This is a genomic window from Brevibacterium sp. JSBI002, from assembly GCF_026013965.1.
Classification (GTDB): Bacteria; Actinomycetota; Actinomycetes; order Actinomycetales; family Brevibacteriaceae; genus Brevibacterium.
Window position 1 is genome coordinate 1,856,949 of sequence record NZ_CP110341.1, and the last position, 15,081, is coordinate 1,872,029.

The 15,081-nt window shown below is 65.0% G+C and carries 16 protein-coding genes, 1 tRNA gene and 1 pseudogene; 6 read left to right on the forward strand and 12 right to left on the reverse strand.

Translation table 11 applies throughout. The annotated features are described in order from the left end of the window. Nucleotides 1–35: 35 nt before the first annotated feature. Nucleotides 36–1,196: a site-2 protease family protein gene (locus LJ362_RS08540; RefSeq protein ID WP_264801744.1), complete on the reverse strand. Its 1,161-nt coding sequence runs from the start codon at nt 1,194–1,196 to the stop codon at nt 36–38. Between the two features lie 127 nt (nt 1,197–1,323). Here LJ362_RS08540 and LJ362_RS08545 point away from each other — a divergent pair, with 127 nt between their 5' ends. Further along, a complete protein-coding gene (locus LJ362_RS08545) occupies nt 1,324–2,133 on the forward strand; it encodes a RecB family exonuclease (RefSeq protein ID WP_264801745.1) in 810 nt (269 codons plus the stop codon). A 3-nt stretch (nt 2,134–2,136) separates the two neighbouring features. Here LJ362_RS08545 and LJ362_RS08550 read toward each other — a convergent pair whose 3' ends face one another. Then, on the reverse strand, nt 2,137–2,811 hold the full coding sequence (locus tag LJ362_RS08550; RefSeq protein ID WP_264801746.1) for an HAD family hydrolase: 675 nt from the start codon (nt 2,809–2,811) through the stop codon (nt 2,137–2,139). 22 nt (nt 2,812–2,833) lie between these two features. Between LJ362_RS08550 and LJ362_RS08555 the strand changes: the two genes are divergently transcribed. Then, on the forward strand, nt 2,834–3,664 hold the full coding sequence (locus LJ362_RS08555) for a proteasome assembly chaperone family protein (RefSeq protein ID WP_173152272.1): 831 nt from the start codon (nt 2,834–2,836) through the stop codon (nt 3,662–3,664). Between the two features lie 56 nt (nt 3,665–3,720). On the opposite strand, the pseudogene mshC reads toward LJ362_RS08555, so the two are convergent. The 3 genes and pseudogenes from mshC to LJ362_RS08570 form a co-directional block, all read right to left on the reverse strand. After that, a pseudogene (gene mshC / locus LJ362_RS08560) lies at nt 3,721–4,978 on the reverse strand (cysteine--1-D-myo-inosityl 2-amino-2-deoxy-alpha-D-glucopyranoside ligase). A gap of 60 nt (nt 4,979–5,038) precedes the next feature. After that, entirely contained in the window at nt 5,039–5,851 is an 813-nt protein-coding gene (locus tag LJ362_RS08565) for an SCO1664 family protein (RefSeq protein WP_173152276.1), read from the reverse strand. 6 nt (nt 5,852–5,857) lie between these two features. Beyond that, the gene (locus LJ362_RS08570; RefSeq protein ID WP_115614059.1) at nt 5,858–6,421 is read right to left on the reverse strand and encodes a DUF3090 family protein; all 564 of its coding nucleotides are present in this window, start codon (nt 6,419–6,421) and stop codon (nt 5,858–5,860) included. Between the two features lie 57 nt (nt 6,422–6,478). On the opposite strand from LJ362_RS08570, the gene LJ362_RS08575 reads away from it, so the two are divergent. After that, a complete protein-coding gene (locus LJ362_RS08575; protein ID WP_025778383.1) occupies nt 6,479–6,739 on the forward strand; it encodes a hypothetical protein in 261 nt (86 codons plus the stop codon). A gap of 29 nt (nt 6,740–6,768) precedes the next feature. Here the strand turns inward: LJ362_RS08575 and LJ362_RS08580 are convergent, their stop codons facing one another. Beyond that, nucleotides 6,769–7,683, reverse strand: a complete 915-nt coding sequence (locus LJ362_RS08580) for an aldo/keto reductase (RefSeq protein WP_264801747.1) — start codon at nt 7,681–7,683, stop codon at nt 6,769–6,771. 69 nt (nt 7,684–7,752) lie between these two features. Here LJ362_RS08580 and LJ362_RS08585 point away from each other — a divergent pair, with 69 nt between their 5' ends. After that, nucleotides 7,753–8,589: an undecaprenyl-diphosphate phosphatase gene (locus LJ362_RS08585; protein ID WP_173152284.1), complete on the forward strand. Its 837-nt coding sequence runs from the start codon at nt 7,753–7,755 to the stop codon at nt 8,587–8,589. A gap of 78 nt (nt 8,590–8,667) precedes the next feature. On the opposite strand, the gene LJ362_RS08590 is transcribed toward LJ362_RS08585, so the two are convergent. Further along, nucleotides 8,668–9,381 carry a histidine phosphatase family protein gene (locus LJ362_RS08590; protein WP_264801748.1) on the reverse strand — a complete coding sequence of 238 codons (714 nt, stop codon included), beginning with the start codon at nt 9,379–9,381 and terminating at the stop codon, nt 8,668–8,670. A gap of 58 nt (nt 9,382–9,439) precedes the next feature. On the opposite strand from LJ362_RS08590, the gene LJ362_RS08595 reads away from it, so the two are divergent. Both LJ362_RS08595 and LJ362_RS08600 read left to right on the forward strand, forming a co-directional pair. Then, nucleotides 9,440–9,622 carry a DUF5703 family protein gene (locus tag LJ362_RS08595; RefSeq protein WP_173152290.1) on the forward strand — a complete coding sequence of 61 codons (183 nt, stop codon included), beginning with the start codon at nt 9,440–9,442 and terminating at the stop codon, nt 9,620–9,622. A 141-nt stretch (nt 9,623–9,763) separates the two neighbouring features. Beyond that, on the forward strand, nt 9,764–9,988 hold the full coding sequence (locus LJ362_RS08600) for a hypothetical protein (RefSeq protein WP_245395758.1): 225 nt from the start codon (nt 9,764–9,766) through the stop codon (nt 9,986–9,988). On the opposite strand, the gene LJ362_RS08605 is transcribed toward LJ362_RS08600, so the two are convergent. The 5 genes from LJ362_RS08605 to LJ362_RS08625 form a co-directional block, all read right to left on the reverse strand. Beyond that, nucleotides 9,942–11,249, reverse strand: a complete 1,308-nt coding sequence (locus tag LJ362_RS08605) for a M20/M25/M40 family metallo-hydrolase (protein ID WP_173152292.1) — start codon at nt 11,247–11,249, stop codon at nt 9,942–9,944. The genes LJ362_RS08600 and LJ362_RS08605 overlap by 47 nt on opposite strands. A gap of 147 nt (nt 11,250–11,396) precedes the next feature. After that, nucleotides 11,397–11,484: transfer RNA gene (locus LJ362_RS08610), tRNA-Leu, on the reverse strand. A gap of 84 nt (nt 11,485–11,568) precedes the next feature. Then, nucleotides 11,569–12,420 carry a MaoC family dehydratase gene (locus tag LJ362_RS08615; protein WP_173152294.1) on the reverse strand — a complete coding sequence of 284 codons (852 nt, stop codon included), beginning with the start codon at nt 12,418–12,420 and terminating at the stop codon, nt 11,569–11,571. Then, on the reverse strand, nt 12,417–13,769 hold the full coding sequence (locus tag LJ362_RS08620) for a 3-oxoacyl-ACP reductase (protein ID WP_264801749.1): 1,353 nt from the start codon (nt 13,767–13,769) through the stop codon (nt 12,417–12,419). Before LJ362_RS08620 ends, LJ362_RS08615 begins: the two co-directional genes overlap by 4 nt. Next, entirely contained in the window at nt 13,766–15,055 is a 1,290-nt protein-coding gene (locus tag LJ362_RS08625; RefSeq protein ID WP_264801750.1) for an acetyl-CoA C-acetyltransferase, read from the reverse strand. The genes LJ362_RS08620 and LJ362_RS08625 overlap by 4 nt, the downstream gene beginning before the upstream one ends. Nucleotides 15,056–15,081: the final 26 nt, after the last annotated feature.

A 15,081-nucleotide genomic window follows, 5' to 3' on the forward strand; every position in this document is an offset into this window, starting at 1 on the left:
CTCTACGCTGGTGAGGATTGCCTCATACAACCGGCTCAGGCGGCGAGGAGTTCGTCGAAGAATTCCTGCAGGTCGATGACTCCGATCAGGGTGTTGCCGTCCATGACCAGGCTGAACTGCGCCTTGGGGCGGTGGGTGAGCGATTCGAGCAGGTGCGGGGCCGTGATGTCCTTCGGCACTCCGATCCACCCGGCCAGAGGGCGGGCGACCTCGCCGGCGGGAACCGCTTCGAGGGTTTCGGCGAGACGACCGGCTGCGGCGTGCCGGTCGACGAGACCGTACGGCAGCCCCTTCTGATCGAGGACGACGATGAGGGTGCGTTCCTTCGCGTTCCCGAGCGTGTTCGCATAGTCGAGGGTGTCAGCGAGGTCGGCGTCCCAGGTGGCGGCGATCGCGGGCTGGATGACCTGGGAGAGGTCGTAGGTCTCCATCTTCCGGGCCCGTTTGGCGTGGGTGGCGGCGTCTCCGGCGGAGAACCACAGCATGATCGCGATGAGCGACATCCAGGCCACGGTCAGCGGATCGGGTCGTTCTCCGGCCAGCAGCGGGGTGATGACCGACCAGCCGATGAAGCCGACGGCGATGATCCGGCCGACCCAGCTGGCCACGATCGTGCCGAGGAACTGGGATCCGGTGATGCGCCACATGATCGCCTGCAGCGCCCAGCCGCCGTCGAGCGGAATGCCAGGCAGCAGGTTGATCGCACCGAGAGCGACATTGGCGAAGGTGACGGCGATGAGCAGCAGCCACGGCACCGAGGTGGGGCTCGCCGCACTGAGACACCACCATCCCAGCAGGGCGAGAACGATGTTGACGATGGGGCCGACGATGGAGATGACGAAGCTCGTCATCGCCGCTTTGTCGCGCGGGTTGTCCATCTGCGGTTCGAAGCGGGTGAATCCGCCCCAGATGTTCAGCTCGATCGCGGCGACCTTCTGCCCGTAGAACTGGCCGGCGACTCCGTGCGCGAGTTCGTGGAGGAACACGGAGGCAAAGAGAAGGACCGCATAGGCGAAGGCCACGAACCAGGCGCCGATGCCCAGATCCGGTCGGACCTGGTTGAGCCACGGGGTGAAGAGGATGGTGATCACGATGGCGGCGAGGAACCACGACCATGCCAGAATCACCGGAGCGCCGAGCACCGTGCCCAAGCGCAGACCCGATGACGCACCGGGGTGGTGGTTTTTCGCGGCCATTGAAGGGGTTCCTCCGGTCGATGTCGTGGTCAGCGGACCACTGAGGGTCGGGTACTCAGCCTAACAGCGACGACGCACTCACCGCTGGTCGCCACGTCGTGTCCGTGCAGGTCGTTACAGTGGAGTTATGGCCGAGCTCACCAGTCTGTCGCCCTCCCGGGCCAATGACTTCATCCAATGTCCTCTGAAGTTCCGCTTCCGCAGCATCGACAAACTGCCGGAGCCGCCTTCTCAGGCGGCGTTCCGCGGCACTGTGGTCCATTCGGTGCTCGAGAAGCTGTTCATCGCGCCGCCGGCCGAGCGCACGGCGGAGCTCGCACAGACGATGCTGATGCCTGCGTGGGAGGAGCTCGTCGAGAAGGACCCGGATGTGCTCGAGATCTTCGAAGGCGAATCGGAGAAGGAGACGTTCTTCACATCGGCACGTCGGCTCATCGATTCCTACTTCGTACTCGAGTATCCCGAGCATCTCGATCCGGAGGAGACAGAGAAGTTCGTCCGCACCACATTGGACAACGGTCTCGAGCTGCGCGGGTTCATCGACCGCGTCGACGTCGCCCCGGGTGGGGAGCGGCGCCTCGTCGACTACAAGACGGGCAAGCAGCCGAAACCTCAGTACGGACGAGAAGCCAAGTTCCAGATGGGCTTCTACGCTCTCGTCGTCTACCGGCTCTCGGGCGAGCTCGTCCACACCCTGCAGCTGATGTACCTGGGTTCGCGCAGCGTGCTGAAGTCTCATCCGACGATGGCGGAGGTCGAACAGACCCAGTTCGAGATCGATGCCATCTGGAAGGACATCATCGCCTCGGCCGAGTCGGACCGTTGGCGGCCGAAGAAGTCACCGCTGTGCAATTGGTGCACGTTCAAGCCGCTGTGCCCGGCGTGGGGCAACGCCGCTCCCCCGACTCCGGAGATCACGAAGATCGTGGGAGCGTAGAGCTCAGGCGCTCTGCTGCGCACGGAGGCGTCGCAGATCGGCGACGCTGCGGCCTTCGAGACTGTTCCACAGGATCCGCCCCGGACGAGGTTCGAGGTCGATGAAATGCGGGATTCCGATTGCAATGGTGCCGGCCGCCTCGGCGCTGGCCAGACCCGGCTTAGAATCCTCCAGTGCCACACAGTCGGCCGGGTCGAGGTCGAGCAGCGCAGCACCCCGCAGATAGGGCTCCGGATCCGGTTTGCCGGCGGTCACCTCATCGCCGGCGACGAGACCGGCGAAGCTGTCGGGCGGACAATTGGCGATGACCGCCTCGGCCAGCGGCCGGTACGACATCGTGACCATGACGTTCGGGATGCCTTCGGTCTTGAGTTCGGCCAGCAGCTCCAGCGCACCGGGGCGGAAGGGCACGGATTGTCGGATCTGTCCGATGACGTTGTCCATCAGGGTCTCGACGATCTCCTCGGCGGGAACGTCGAGGCCGGCCTCACGCATCATTCGAGCGGAGACGATGAGCTCGTTGCCGACGAATTCGAGCCCCTGCTCTTCGGACCAGGAAAGCCCATGGGCGTTCATGAGCTCGGTCTCGGCGCGGATCCAATACGGCTCGGTGTCGACGAGGGTTCCGTCCATGTCCCACAGGACGGCGGCAGGGTCGGCTGATGCATGGTTCGTCATACGCCCAGCGTAGTCTGGAACCATGAGTATTCTTCCATCCGGGTCCGGGGCACTCGTCTTCATCGCCTTCGAAGGTCAGGATGCCGATGCTTCCGAAGCGGCGAGCTCACTGGTCAAGGATCTCATCGAGGTCTGGCACCTGGACGACTCCGAGATCCTCGACACCGATGGGTTCTACGAATTCCGCTTCTCCGAACCCGAGATCATCCGCGACGAGGACGGGACGGCGTCGATCGCCTGGCCGGGTGTCGCGGTCCATCGGGGTCTCCTCGGCGAGCAGCCGATCACGGTCATCCACGGTCACGAACCGGGGCTGAAATGGCGGGAGTTCCTCTCCCTCGTCCTCGCTCACGTCGGCGACGACGATACCGTCATCCTCCTCGGCGGTCTCCATGCCGAAGTTCCGCATACGCGTCCGCTGCCGGTGGTGGCCAATACGGAGGACGCAGAGCTTGCGTCCGAGCTCGGCATCGACGCCAACGGCTATGAGGGTCCCATCGGCATTCTCGGTCTCCTCGGCGTCGCCTGCCGGTGGCGCGGGGTCCGCGCCATGAACCTGTGGGTGGGAGTGCCGGACTATCTGGCCGAGTCGCCGTCGCCGAAAGCCGAACTCGCGTTGGCGAAGGCGGTAGAACGCTATGCCGGCATCGAAATCGATATCCACGTGCTCGAAGAGGAGAGCCGGGCATGGGAGCTCGGCGCCGATGAACTCGTCTCCTTCAACCCGCGGCTGGCAGAACTCGTCCAAGCACTGGAGAAGCAGAACGATTCGACGGAGCTTCCCGAAGCCAGCGGAGATGCCATCGCGGCCGAGTTCGAACGCTATCTGCGCAAACGCGGCCGCGATAAGTGAATCACCGACTCCCGGCGCTCAGGCGGTGAACGCCGGTCGACATCGGACGAGCGATGTCAGTCGAGCAGGCGGATGCCGAGGAGGGCGTCGACGGCGTCGGCGACTCGGTCGCCGGTGATGGCTGCTGTCTCCGAAGGATCGGAGTCCGCATAGTGTTCGGCCCATTCGTCGAGGATCCCCAGAGCCGCGGCTGTCGAGGTCATCGGTGAGTGCTTCGCGCAGCAGCCCGATGATGTGCTCACGCAGACCCTGGCGACATTCTGATTCGCATTTGGCCGCGTGCTTCCATGCCTGCAGGCGTGCTTCGGCGAGGGACAGCTGCTCCTCGGTGAAGCTCCAGTCGCTGCGGTAGTGGTTGGACAGGATCACGGTGCGGATGGCCATGGGATCGACTCCGCGCTCGCGCAGCTTCGAGACGAGGACGAGGTTGCCCTTGGACTTGCTCATCTTCTCGCCGTCGAGACCCACCATTCCGGTGTGCATATAGGTCTTCGCCATCGGTGTGTCCCGCCAGGCAGCAGCATGGGCGGCGCTCATCTCATGGTGCGGGAAGATGAGGTCGCTGCCGCCTCCCTGCACGTCGACGGGGAAGCCGAGATACCGATCGGCGATGACAGTGCATTCGACGTGCCAGCCCGGTCGACCCCGGCCCAGTGTGCCTCCGTCCCAGGAGGGTTCGCCTTCGCGTTCGGCCCGCCACAGCAGCGGATCGATGGGGTTCTTCTTGCCCGGAGTCTCGGGGTCACCGCCGCGTTCGGCCGAGAGCGCTGCCATGGTCTCGGCGTCGTCATGGCTGACCGTGCCGAACGGCGGGGTGATCTGCGTCGACACACGGTAGTAGACGTCACCGCTGTCGAGAGTGTAGGCGGCCCCCTTGTCCACGAGATCGCGGACGCCGGCGGCGATATCGTCGACGGATTCGACGACGCCGATGAAGTTCGCCGGCGGGATCACCCGGAGGGCTTCCATATCCTCTCGGAACAGATCGATCTGCGACGAGGCGAGTTCGCGCCAGTCGACTCCCGTGGCATCGGCCCTCTCCAGCAGCGGATCGTCGACGTCAGTGGTGTTCTGTGCGTACTCGACTTCGAGTCCCGCATCGCGCCAGATCCGGTTGAGCAGGTCGAAGGCCACATAGGTGGATGCGTGCCCGAGGTGGGTCGCATCGTAGGGGGTGATGCCGCAGACGTAGAGTCGAGCGGTCTGCTTAGATCCGCGCAGCCTGCGCGGGCTGCGTGTGCTCGTATCAAAAACCGTAGGCACCTTGCCGGTGCTGGTCAGACGGGGCAATTGAGGTTCGGGCCATGACTTCACGGCACCCAGCCTAACCGAGAGGCAGGCGTTCGGCACTTCCGAGGCGAAGTGATGCCGGTTTCATATCGGCGGCCAGGGAATGACGGTGCGATCGTCCGGTGCGTCGGGGAAGAACTCGGCGGCGAGAAGCCGGTCGCCCCGGTCCTTCAGAGCCTCGATCTCGTCGGCTGACAGGCAGTCGCTCAGCTGCGTCCGCAGCCTCTCGTCCATGGCGGCGACTTCCTGAAGCGCATCGATCTCTTCGGCGCAGAACGAGGTGTGAGAGAAACCCCACAGAACGGTGCGCAGCTTCTCCTCATTGTGGAAGGTCAGTCCGTTGTCGATGCCGAAGACGCCGATGTGGGCCGCGGCCGTGGTAGGCAGACAGCTGCCGGTGATGACATGACCTGCTTTGCGGTCGGCGTTGTTCGCCAGGAGATCGAAGAAGGCGATGGAACGCAGTCCCTCGTCGACGGAATGGGAGAGTACGAGGTCACGTCCGTCCTCTGTGCGCAGAGCGAAGATCGGTGTGTGATCGACAGGGATCGCGTTGACCGTCGACAGCGTCACCGCTTCGTCATCGTCGGAGGCTTCGACATAGGCCTGCAGGGATCCGCGGCCGGCGGGCAGATCATCGCGCAGAACCGTCGGCGGAACGACCCCCAGGTCGAGTGCGGCGGAGAGTCGATACGCCGCCACCTCGCGCAGAGCCAGTGTCTGTGCCGGGAAGTCGTGCAGGGGCCGTTCGCCCGAGATGGGCTTGTAGACGGCCTTGATCGCCCGGCCTTCGTGTTCGAGCACGAGCAGTCGGGTGTCGTTGCTGGCACGAGGGATCGATCCCATCTCCGTCCACTCCCCCGCAGCCAGCGCGTCGAGGAGAATCCCGTGGTCCATCATTGATCAGGCGCGCGGGATCCCGTTGGCACGGGGGCACAGGTGGCCGTCGGGTTCGAGCGGGAGGGAGCAGAACGGGCAGTCTCCGCGTCCGGCGCTGACGACCTGTTCTCCGCGGCGGGCGAATTCTCGGGCGGCGGCTGCGTCGAGGACGATGCGCAGGACTTCGCGTTCGACCTCGTCGTCATCGGGGTCGGCGGAGGTTCCGGCCTGGGCGTCCGCCTCGGTGAGTTCGAAGCATTCGATGACGAGTTCGTGCTTGACGGTGTCCCACCCCAGGCTCATCGTGCCGACGCGGAACTCCGGTTCGATGGGGACGTTGAGCCCGGCGTTGTCGATGAGATCGTCGAGCGCCGTCTGCGGCACCCGCGCGGCCGGATCCTTGATCATCACCATGTCGAGCAGTTCGGTGATCCGGTCGGAGAGGATTTCGACCTGCTCCTTCTCGACGACCACGGTCGTCAGCGCGTTGCCGGACTTCGCCTGGAGGAGGAACGTCCTCTCGCCGGGAAGTCCGATTGTGCCGACGACGAAACGATCGGGCGTGGGGTGGTCGTACAGAGCTGCCATGTCTTCAGCCTAGTTCAAAGACTTACATGTCGGTCCGGCCTGGGATACATTTGAGTCATGAGCACTGATCCTCGTGAGGCCCTGGACGCATTCCTCGAAGCAGTGAGAGAGCACTACGCTGCATCCGCGCACCGCAACGGTGACCAAGACCCCCGAGTCGAAGCCGCTTATATGGCTTTGGCCGATGCCTTCGAAATCTACGAAGACGCGATCTACACCGCGTTCGACGAAGTCACCCCATTCGAACTCTTCGATGATGTCGAGGATGCCAAGGACGATGACGAGTTCCTCCTCGACGATGACGACGAGGACGACTGAGAGATTCGCAGAGGGTCGGGCCTGCAGTTCTAGTCCGACGGACCCCAGGAGATCTGGTCGAGCACCTCGGCGATCTCATCGGCCAAGTCGACCTCGCTGCCGGTGACCTCGGCCAGCTGCGCCGGGGTGCGAGGCGAGACCAAGGTGCTTGCGATACCGTGCTGGCGGTTGAAGGCCAAGGCGATGTCCAATGTCGATACGCCCAGAGCGGTCGCGGCACGACGGACGCCGGCGAGCACCCGGTTCGACCGCTCATCGAGATAGGCACCGGCGTAATCGCTCAGCTCCCCCGCCAGGCGCGAATCCTGCGGAGTCGCATTCCGGTATTTGTCGGTGAGCACACCTCTACCCAGCCCGGCTCCGGCGATGAGGGAGACGCCCGCATAGTCGGCGGCCGGGACAAGCTCTGCCTCGGCCTCGCGGTTGAGCAGCGAGTATTCGGCGACGGCACAGGCAACCGGAATCCCGGCACCGCGCATCTCCGCCAGCTGCCAACCGGTGTGGTGGGACACGCCCACGTAGCGGATCTTTCCAAGCGTCAGCAGTGTCTCGACCGCCGAGGCTGTCTCGGCACGGTCGACCTCGGCATCGAAGACGTCGAGGACGAGCACGTCGAGGTGGTCGCGACCGACTGTGCGCAGCAGGGAATCGACTTGGCTGAGGATTCTCGAGCGCCCGAGTCCGGTCTCGATGTGGCCGGGTTCACTGAGGGACACGCCCACCCGGGCCAGCAGCAGAATCTCTTCGGGAAGTCTCAGCCGTCCGAGCACCTCGGCGGAGATCGTAGCCGAGCTGGGCAGCTCGATGAGGTTGCCACCTGCGTCTTTGTACCCATCGACGAGGCGCTGGGCGACCTGGTCATCGACCCGATGCCCCCACTCGAAGGTCCCGAGACCCACATCGCTGACGACCAGACCGGTAGTGCCGAGGCGTTGGTGCTTCATGCTTCTTGAGGTTACCCGATGCTGCGACTACCGTGGTTTCGTTCCCACCTCATATTCTCAAGGAGTCGTATGTACGACTGGCTGGTCGCTGCCGTGCTCGGAATCGTGCAGGCACTCACCGAGTTCCTCCCGATCTCCTCCTCTGCGCATGTGCGCATCGTCGGCGAACTCATGCTGCCCGGTTCGGATCCGGGCGCGTTCTTCACCGCCATCATCCAGATCGGCACCGAGGCGGCCGTCGTCGTCTACTTCTGGCGCGACATCATCACGATCATCTCGAAATGGTGCAAGGCACTCGTCGGCAAGCACGATCGCAAGGACCCCGAGGTGCGTCTGGGCTGGCTCATCATCGTGGGTTCGATTCCCATCGTCATCATCGGCCTGCTCTTTCAGGATTACATCGAGGGTGCTCTGCGCAGCCTGTGGATCACCGCGACGATGCTCATCGTCTTCGGTCTCATCATCGGCATCGCCGACTGGGCCGGGAAACGCGAACGCACCCTCGAGGACATGAACTGGGGTCAGGGCATCCTGTTCGGCTTCGCACAGGCGCTCGCCGTCATTCCCGGCGTGTCACGCTCGGGCGGCACGATCATGGCCGGCCGTTTCATGGGCTTCGATCGCCCGGCAGCGGCTCGCTACTCGTTCCTGCTCGCCATTCCCGCCGTCGTCGGCTCCGGCCTCTACGGTGTGGCGCAGACGCTCGGTCGCAGTGAAGCCATGGTTCTCGGCTGGGGACCGACGATCCTCGCCACGGTGATTTCGTTCGCTCTCGGCCTCGTCGTCATCCACTGGTTCCTCAAGTACGTGGAGACGAAGTCCTTCGCCATCTTCGTCTGGTACCGCGTGGCCCTGGGCATCGTCCTCTACATCCTGCTCGGCACCGGAGTCCTCGCAGCAGTCTGAGCCCGCGCATTTCATTTCGGGCTGACATCCGACCCTCCAGCATCATCTGATCCCGGCATTCGCTCCTGAGTGCCGGGATCAGCGCATTCCGCCGCCGCCGACGGCGGCCGATTGGGCGAGTCCGGCAGCGGTCACCGACATCGCCGCGAGCACCGGCCTGTCACCGGAGAAGTCGATGACCGTGAACGACCCGGGAGCGACGCTCAGCCGTTGGAAGTCATCCAGCGGCATCCCCAGGGCGTCGGCGATGATCGCCTTGATGATGTCTCCGTGGGAGACGATCATCGCCCACCGAGGCGGCGTCGATTTCTCGGTACCGTCCGTGGGTTCTGCATCGGCCCGGGATTCGGCATCGGCACGTTCGTCCTCACGCAGCTGGGCCACGAGATCACGGACGCGGGCTGTGGAACGTTCGGCCGCCTCGGTGATGGATTCCCCTCCGGGGAACCTGGCCTGCGACGCCGACTTCACTACGGTCGCCCACAGGGGCTCCTCGCCCAGTTCCTTGAGTGGCCGGCCAGTCCATTCGCCGTAGTCGAGCTCGATGACGGCCTCGTCGACGTCGATGCGATCGAAGTCAGCTGTTTCGGCCGCGATCGATGCGGTCTGTGCGCAGCGCTGCAGGGGCGAATGCAGCAGCTGGGTGAAGTGTCGGTGCGGCAGCAGTTCGAGATTGGCCCGCAGCGCCCGGATTCCCTCATCGGTGAGGGACACGCCGGGGGCGCGTCCGGCCAGGATTCCGGAGACGTTGGCGCTGGAGAGGCCGTGCCGCAGCAGAACGATGACGGGCATACCCTCAAGATTAGCCCAGATCGTCTAGGGTGAGGCTATGAAACGTCAGCGTCCACGTATGACATACGAATTCCGCAAGGTCTCGTTCTCTCGCGATGTGCCGCGGTCGGTCAGCCTGCAGGAACTCAACGACCAGGCGGAATACGGCCAATGGGAGCTCGCCCGCACCCGCATCTCCGCCGGCGGAGTCCGCACCGTGTGGCTGCGCCGGAAGATCATGCCGTTGACGATGAGTAGCTGATGGTGTGAGGTCGCCTACCCTCGTTCCTGTTCTCACTGCCGGCCTCGTCACGATCACTGCGGGAGCGGCCATGTCGCTCCAGGGACGAGCGAACGGTCTGTCTTCATCGCCCTGACGACGGTCACCGTAGCCAGGCTGGGCGTGCTGCTGCTCAGCCTGTTCGCGCTCTTCGGCAACCTCGCCGGGGCATTGGCCCTCGATGTGCTGCTGCCGATCCCCGGCTCCGATGTCACGCTGACCACGGTGCTCAGCGCCATCGGAGTGCTCATCGGTATCGTCGTGACGATTCTGCCGGTGCCGGTCGGGCCTTCAGCAGCGGTCAGGCCTTCATCAGGAAGTCGCCGAGGACCCGCGTCCCGAACTTGAGCGCCGAGATCGGCACCCTCTCGTCGACGCCGTGGAACATCGCCGGGAAGTCGAGGTCGCCGGTGAGCTGGAGCGGAGCGAAGCCGTAGCCGGTGATGCCGAGCTCGGCCATCGACTTGTTGTCCGTGCCTCCGGAAAGCGTGTAGGGCAGGACGTTCGCGCTCGGGTCGTCGGCGAGCAGGCTCTTCTGCATCTGCGCGACCAACGGAGTGTCGAACGGTGACTCGAGCGCCTCGCCTTCATCCTCGGCGGTGATGTCGATCCCCTCCCCCGCGAGTTCCTTGATCTTGAGCATGACGTCCTCATGCTGTCCCGGCAGAGTGCGGCAGTCGACGTAGGCTGTTGCGCTGCCGGGAATGACGTTGTGTTTGTATCCGGCTTCGAGGAATGACGGGTTGGAGGTGTTCTGCAGCGTCGGTGCCACGAACTTCTCGACCGAACCCAGTTCGGCGAGCAGCTGCGGGATCGTCTCTGCCGTGAACTCGATTCCCGTGAGCTCCGAGACGCCTTCGAGCAGTTTCCGTGTGGCCAGAGGGATCTCCTGCGGCCACGGGTGGTTGCCGATCCGGGTGATCGCGGCGGCGAGCCGCGTGACGGGATTGTCGTCGTTGCGCTGAGATCCGTGCCCGGCGGTGCCGTGGGCGACGAGGTTGAGCCAGGCCAATCCCTTCTCGGCGGTCTGGATGAGGTAGACACGCTGCCCGCGGACGTCGACGGAGTAGCCGCCGACTTCGGAGATCGCCTCGGTGGCCCCGGAGAACAGCTCGGGACGGTTGCGCACCATATGGCGGGCACCGTAGTTTCCTCCGGCCTCCTCGTCGGCGAAGAACGCGATCACGAGGTCCCGACGCGGAGTGAGTCCCTGGCGGAGCATGGCGCGGACGGACGCGACGATCATCGCGTCCATGTCCTTCATGTCCACCGCTCCGCGGCCCCACAGCAGACCGTCCTTGACGACTCCTCCGAAGGGGTCGACGCTCCAGTCCTCCGCGGCCGCCGGAACGACGTCGGTGTGGCCGTGGACGACGAGGGCCGGCGCCTCGGGATCGGAGCCCTTCACACGGGCCACGAGGTTGGCCCGGCCCGGTGAGGATTCGACGATCTCGGACTTCAGGTCCACCTCGGCAAGCCAGGACGCGATGAGTTCGGCGGCCGGCAGCTCCGGGTTGGCTTTGTTCCCGCCCCAGTTCTGGGTGTCGATGCGGATGAGCTGACGGCACAGTTCGGTGACTTCGTCCTCTGCGGCGCTGAAATCAAACACGGAGACTCCCCTCGATGGTGGTTCGATCACGCGGCGGTGCTGTGATCGGCCTGACAGTCACCACCGTATCCCACCCGCGAGCCTGTCTCCGACTGCCGAATACGAAAACGGCCTCCGGATCGAAATCCGGAGGCCATCCCCTCGTTGTGCGCGAAGGGGGACTTGAACCCCCACGCCCGATAAGTTGGGCACTAGCACCTCAAGCTAGCGCGTCTACCAATTCCGCCACTCGCGCTGGCAACAGAGATAACTCTACATGCGCGAAACGGTGTCGCAAAATCGAAATCGGCTTTTGTGACGCACTGCACTTATCAGACCATCAGTCGAGGTGTGCCACCCGCGAGAGGACGTGCGGTTTGCCGTTCTTCAGGTCGAAGACGGCCGACTGCGCAGCCTCGTGACGACGCCCTTCGGTCAGCGCATAGCCGACCGTGCCGGGCAGCAGGATCGGCTTCGCGAAGGACACATCCCAGCGGTAGGACTCGAGCCGCGGATCCATCGCCGAGAACGCCCGGGAGGCGCTGTACATCCCATGGGCGATCTGCCGCGGAAATCCGAATCCCTTCGCGGCCAGACCGTTGAGGTGAATCGGGTTGTAGTCACCGGAGACCTTCGCATAGCGCTGACCGATGATCGGATCCAGACGCCACAGGGCACTGGGCTGCGGCGCCGTGAACTCGAGGTGCGGCACCTGTGCCTTCGGCTTGGCTCCGGAGAGCTTCCGCCCCTTGGCCAGGTACGTTGAAACCTCGACCATCACGGGACGACCGTCGACCTTCGCCTCGAGCCGAACCTCGATCGTGGTGCCCTTCGTGTGCTCGAAGGGACCGGCGAGCTCGAGGTGGAAGTCCACGACCTCGCCGAGGCGGGCCTGCGAATGCATATCGACGCGATTGTGGATGTGGACCATCCCCATCATCGGCAGCGGCACTTCGGGGTCGGCCAGCAGCTGCATGCTCAGCGGGAAGCCGAGGATGTGCAGGTAGCCGGGGTGGACGATATCGTCCAGACCGTGGCCGACGACGTGGGCGAATCCCGCATAGGCGACCGGTTCGAGCGGAATGCTGCGATCGATCGCATGATCCGGCAGCTCCGGACCGGTGCGCGGGCCCACCGGCAGGGTCTTGAGCAGTGCACGGGCATAGATGGGAAGCATCGAATCCGCCATCATGCACCCACCATGTTCTGACCGCACACGCGCAGCGTCTGTCCGTTGATGCCGCGGGCACCGCTGGATGCGAGGAAGCCGATGGCTTCGGCCACATCGACCGGCTGCCCGCCCTGCTGCAGGCTCGAGAGCCGGCGCGCGACCTGGCGTGTGAGGGTCGGCATCTTCGCGGTCATATCCGTTTCGATGAAGCCGGGTGCCACCGCATTGATCGCTCCCCCGCGGGCGGCGAAGTCCTCCGCCGAGGCCGCCGTGAGTCCGATGACTCCGGCCTTCGAGGTCGCATAGTTCGTCTGTCCGCGATTGCCCGCGATTCCCGAGGTCGAGGCCAGGGAGACGACCTGGGCGCCGTCGGCGAAGAGTCCCTTCTCCGACAGGCGCGCATTGATCATCGTCTGCGCGGCGATGTTGACGGCGATGACAGAGTCCCATCTGGCCGCGTCCATGTTCGCCAGCATCTTGTCGCGGGTGATGCCGGCGTTGTGGACGAGGATGTCCACGGGTGCTCCGAGCGCCTCGGTGATCTTGTCCGGGGCATCGGCTGCGGTGATGTCGAGCTGCAGCGACTTGCCGCCGATCCGGTTCATCACCTGCGCCAGCGCCTGACCGGCCTGCGGCATGTCGACGCCGACGACGTAGGCGCCGTCGCGGGCGAGATTCTCGGCGATCGCGGCTCCGATTCCGCGTGCGGCACCGGTGACCACGGCGGTGCGTCCGGCCAGCGGGCCGGCGGCACCGGTGGACATGAATTCGTCTAGGCTCAGCCGCTGACCGGCGTCCGAAGACACCGTGAGGAACTGGCCGGAGACATAGGCGGATTTGCCGGAGAGCAGGAACCACAGGGCCGCTGCCACCGAGGGTGCGGTGAGGTCGACTCCGTCGAGCAGGATCCCGTTGGCGGTGGCGCCGGCGCGCATCTCATGGGCGACCGACCTGGTGAAGCCGGTGATGCCCTGGGCGGTGGCGGCCTGCTCCGGCGTCTGGCTCTGCGCATCCGGTGCCGTCGAGATGGTGATCACTCGACCACAGGCGGCCAGTGAACGCAGGGCGGCGCCGATCTCGAGGACGACCGGTGACAGGTCGGCTGGGGACTGCGCGTCGTCGAGGACGGCGATGACGGCCCGCAGCTTCTCCCCGGTTTGGGCGTTGCGGCGGACCTCGAGTCCGTTCTCCAGCAGCTGATCGGCCAGCCCCTGGGCTCCCGGACCGGTGCCGAGGACGAGGACCGGCTTGTTCTCATAGGACGCCGGGGTGGAGCCGAAGCGGTTGAGTTCCACCGGCTGCGGCAGGCCGAGGGTTTTGGCCACCTGCTTCAGCGGTCCGTTGACGAGGGAGAGATAGGTGTCTTTCATGCTGCCTCCACAATCGCAGTGAGTCCCTGTCCGCCTGCGGCGCAGATCGAGACCAGGGAGCGCTTCTTGCCGGTGGTCTTCAGGTGCTTGGCGGTGGTGGCGATGATACGTCCGCCGGTGGCGGCGAAGGGGTGACCTGCGGCCAGGCTCGAGCCCAGCGGGTTGAGCTTGTCGCGGTCGATGCTGCCCAGTGCCGCATCCAGTCCGGCCTTGTCCTTGCAGAACTCTTCGGATTCCCAGGCGGCCATGTGCGAGAGCACAGTGGAGGCGAAGGCTTCGTGGATCTCGAAGACATCGAAGTCGTCGAAGGTCAGCCCGTTGCGGGCCAGCAGACGCGGGACCGCATAGGCCGGGGCCATGAGCAGCCCTTCGGCACCGTCGACGAAGTCCACGGCAGCGGCTTCGGCATCGACGAGGCGCGCCAGCGGGGTGAATCCGTGTTCGGCGGCCCAGTCCTCGCTGCCCAGCAGCACCGAGGAGGCACCATCGGTCAGCGGAGTCGAATTGCCGGCGGTCATGGTCGCCTCGGCGGCGAGCTTCCTGCCGAAGACCGGGCTGAGCTTCGCCAGGGATTCCACGGTCGAGTCGGCACGCATGTTCGTATCGCGGCTGACCCCGAGGTACGGGGTGGTGAGGTCGTCGAAGAATCCGGCTTCCCAGGCCGAGGCGAGGTTCTTGTGGGAAGCCACCGCGAGCTCGTCCTGAGCCTGCCGGGTGATGCCCCAGGCCGCGGTGGTGATCGCCTGGTGCTCGCCCATGCTCAGGCCCGTGCGGGGTTCGCCCGTGCTCGGAGCCTGAGGCGCGAGGTAGGCCGGACGGATCTGCGAGGCGATCTTCGCCTTCTGCATCATCGTCTTCGCGCGGGTGAGTTCGAGGAGGATCTCGCGCATCGAATCGTTGACGACGATCGGAGCGTCTGAGGTCGAATCCACGCCCGAGGCGATTCCGGACTCGATCTGTCCGGCATTGATCTTGTTGTTGAGGCTGACCACGGCTTCGAGTCCGGTGGCGCAGGCCTGACCGAGATCGAAGGCGGGGGTCGTCGGAGCCAGCGCGGAGCCGAGCACGGCCTCGCGGGTGAGGTTGAAGTCCTTCGAATGCTTGAGGACTGCACCTCCGGCGACTTCACCGATGTTCTCTCCGGCCAGGCCGAAGCGGGCGACGAGCCCGTCGATGGCCGAGGTGAGCATATCGAGGTTCGTGGCCTTCGAGTACTGCTTGTTCGAGCGGGCGAAGGGAATTCGGTTGCCGCCGAGGATGACGGCGGGGTTGTTGGGAGCGGACATGTGCACCTCCGAGTGGTTGATTTAGC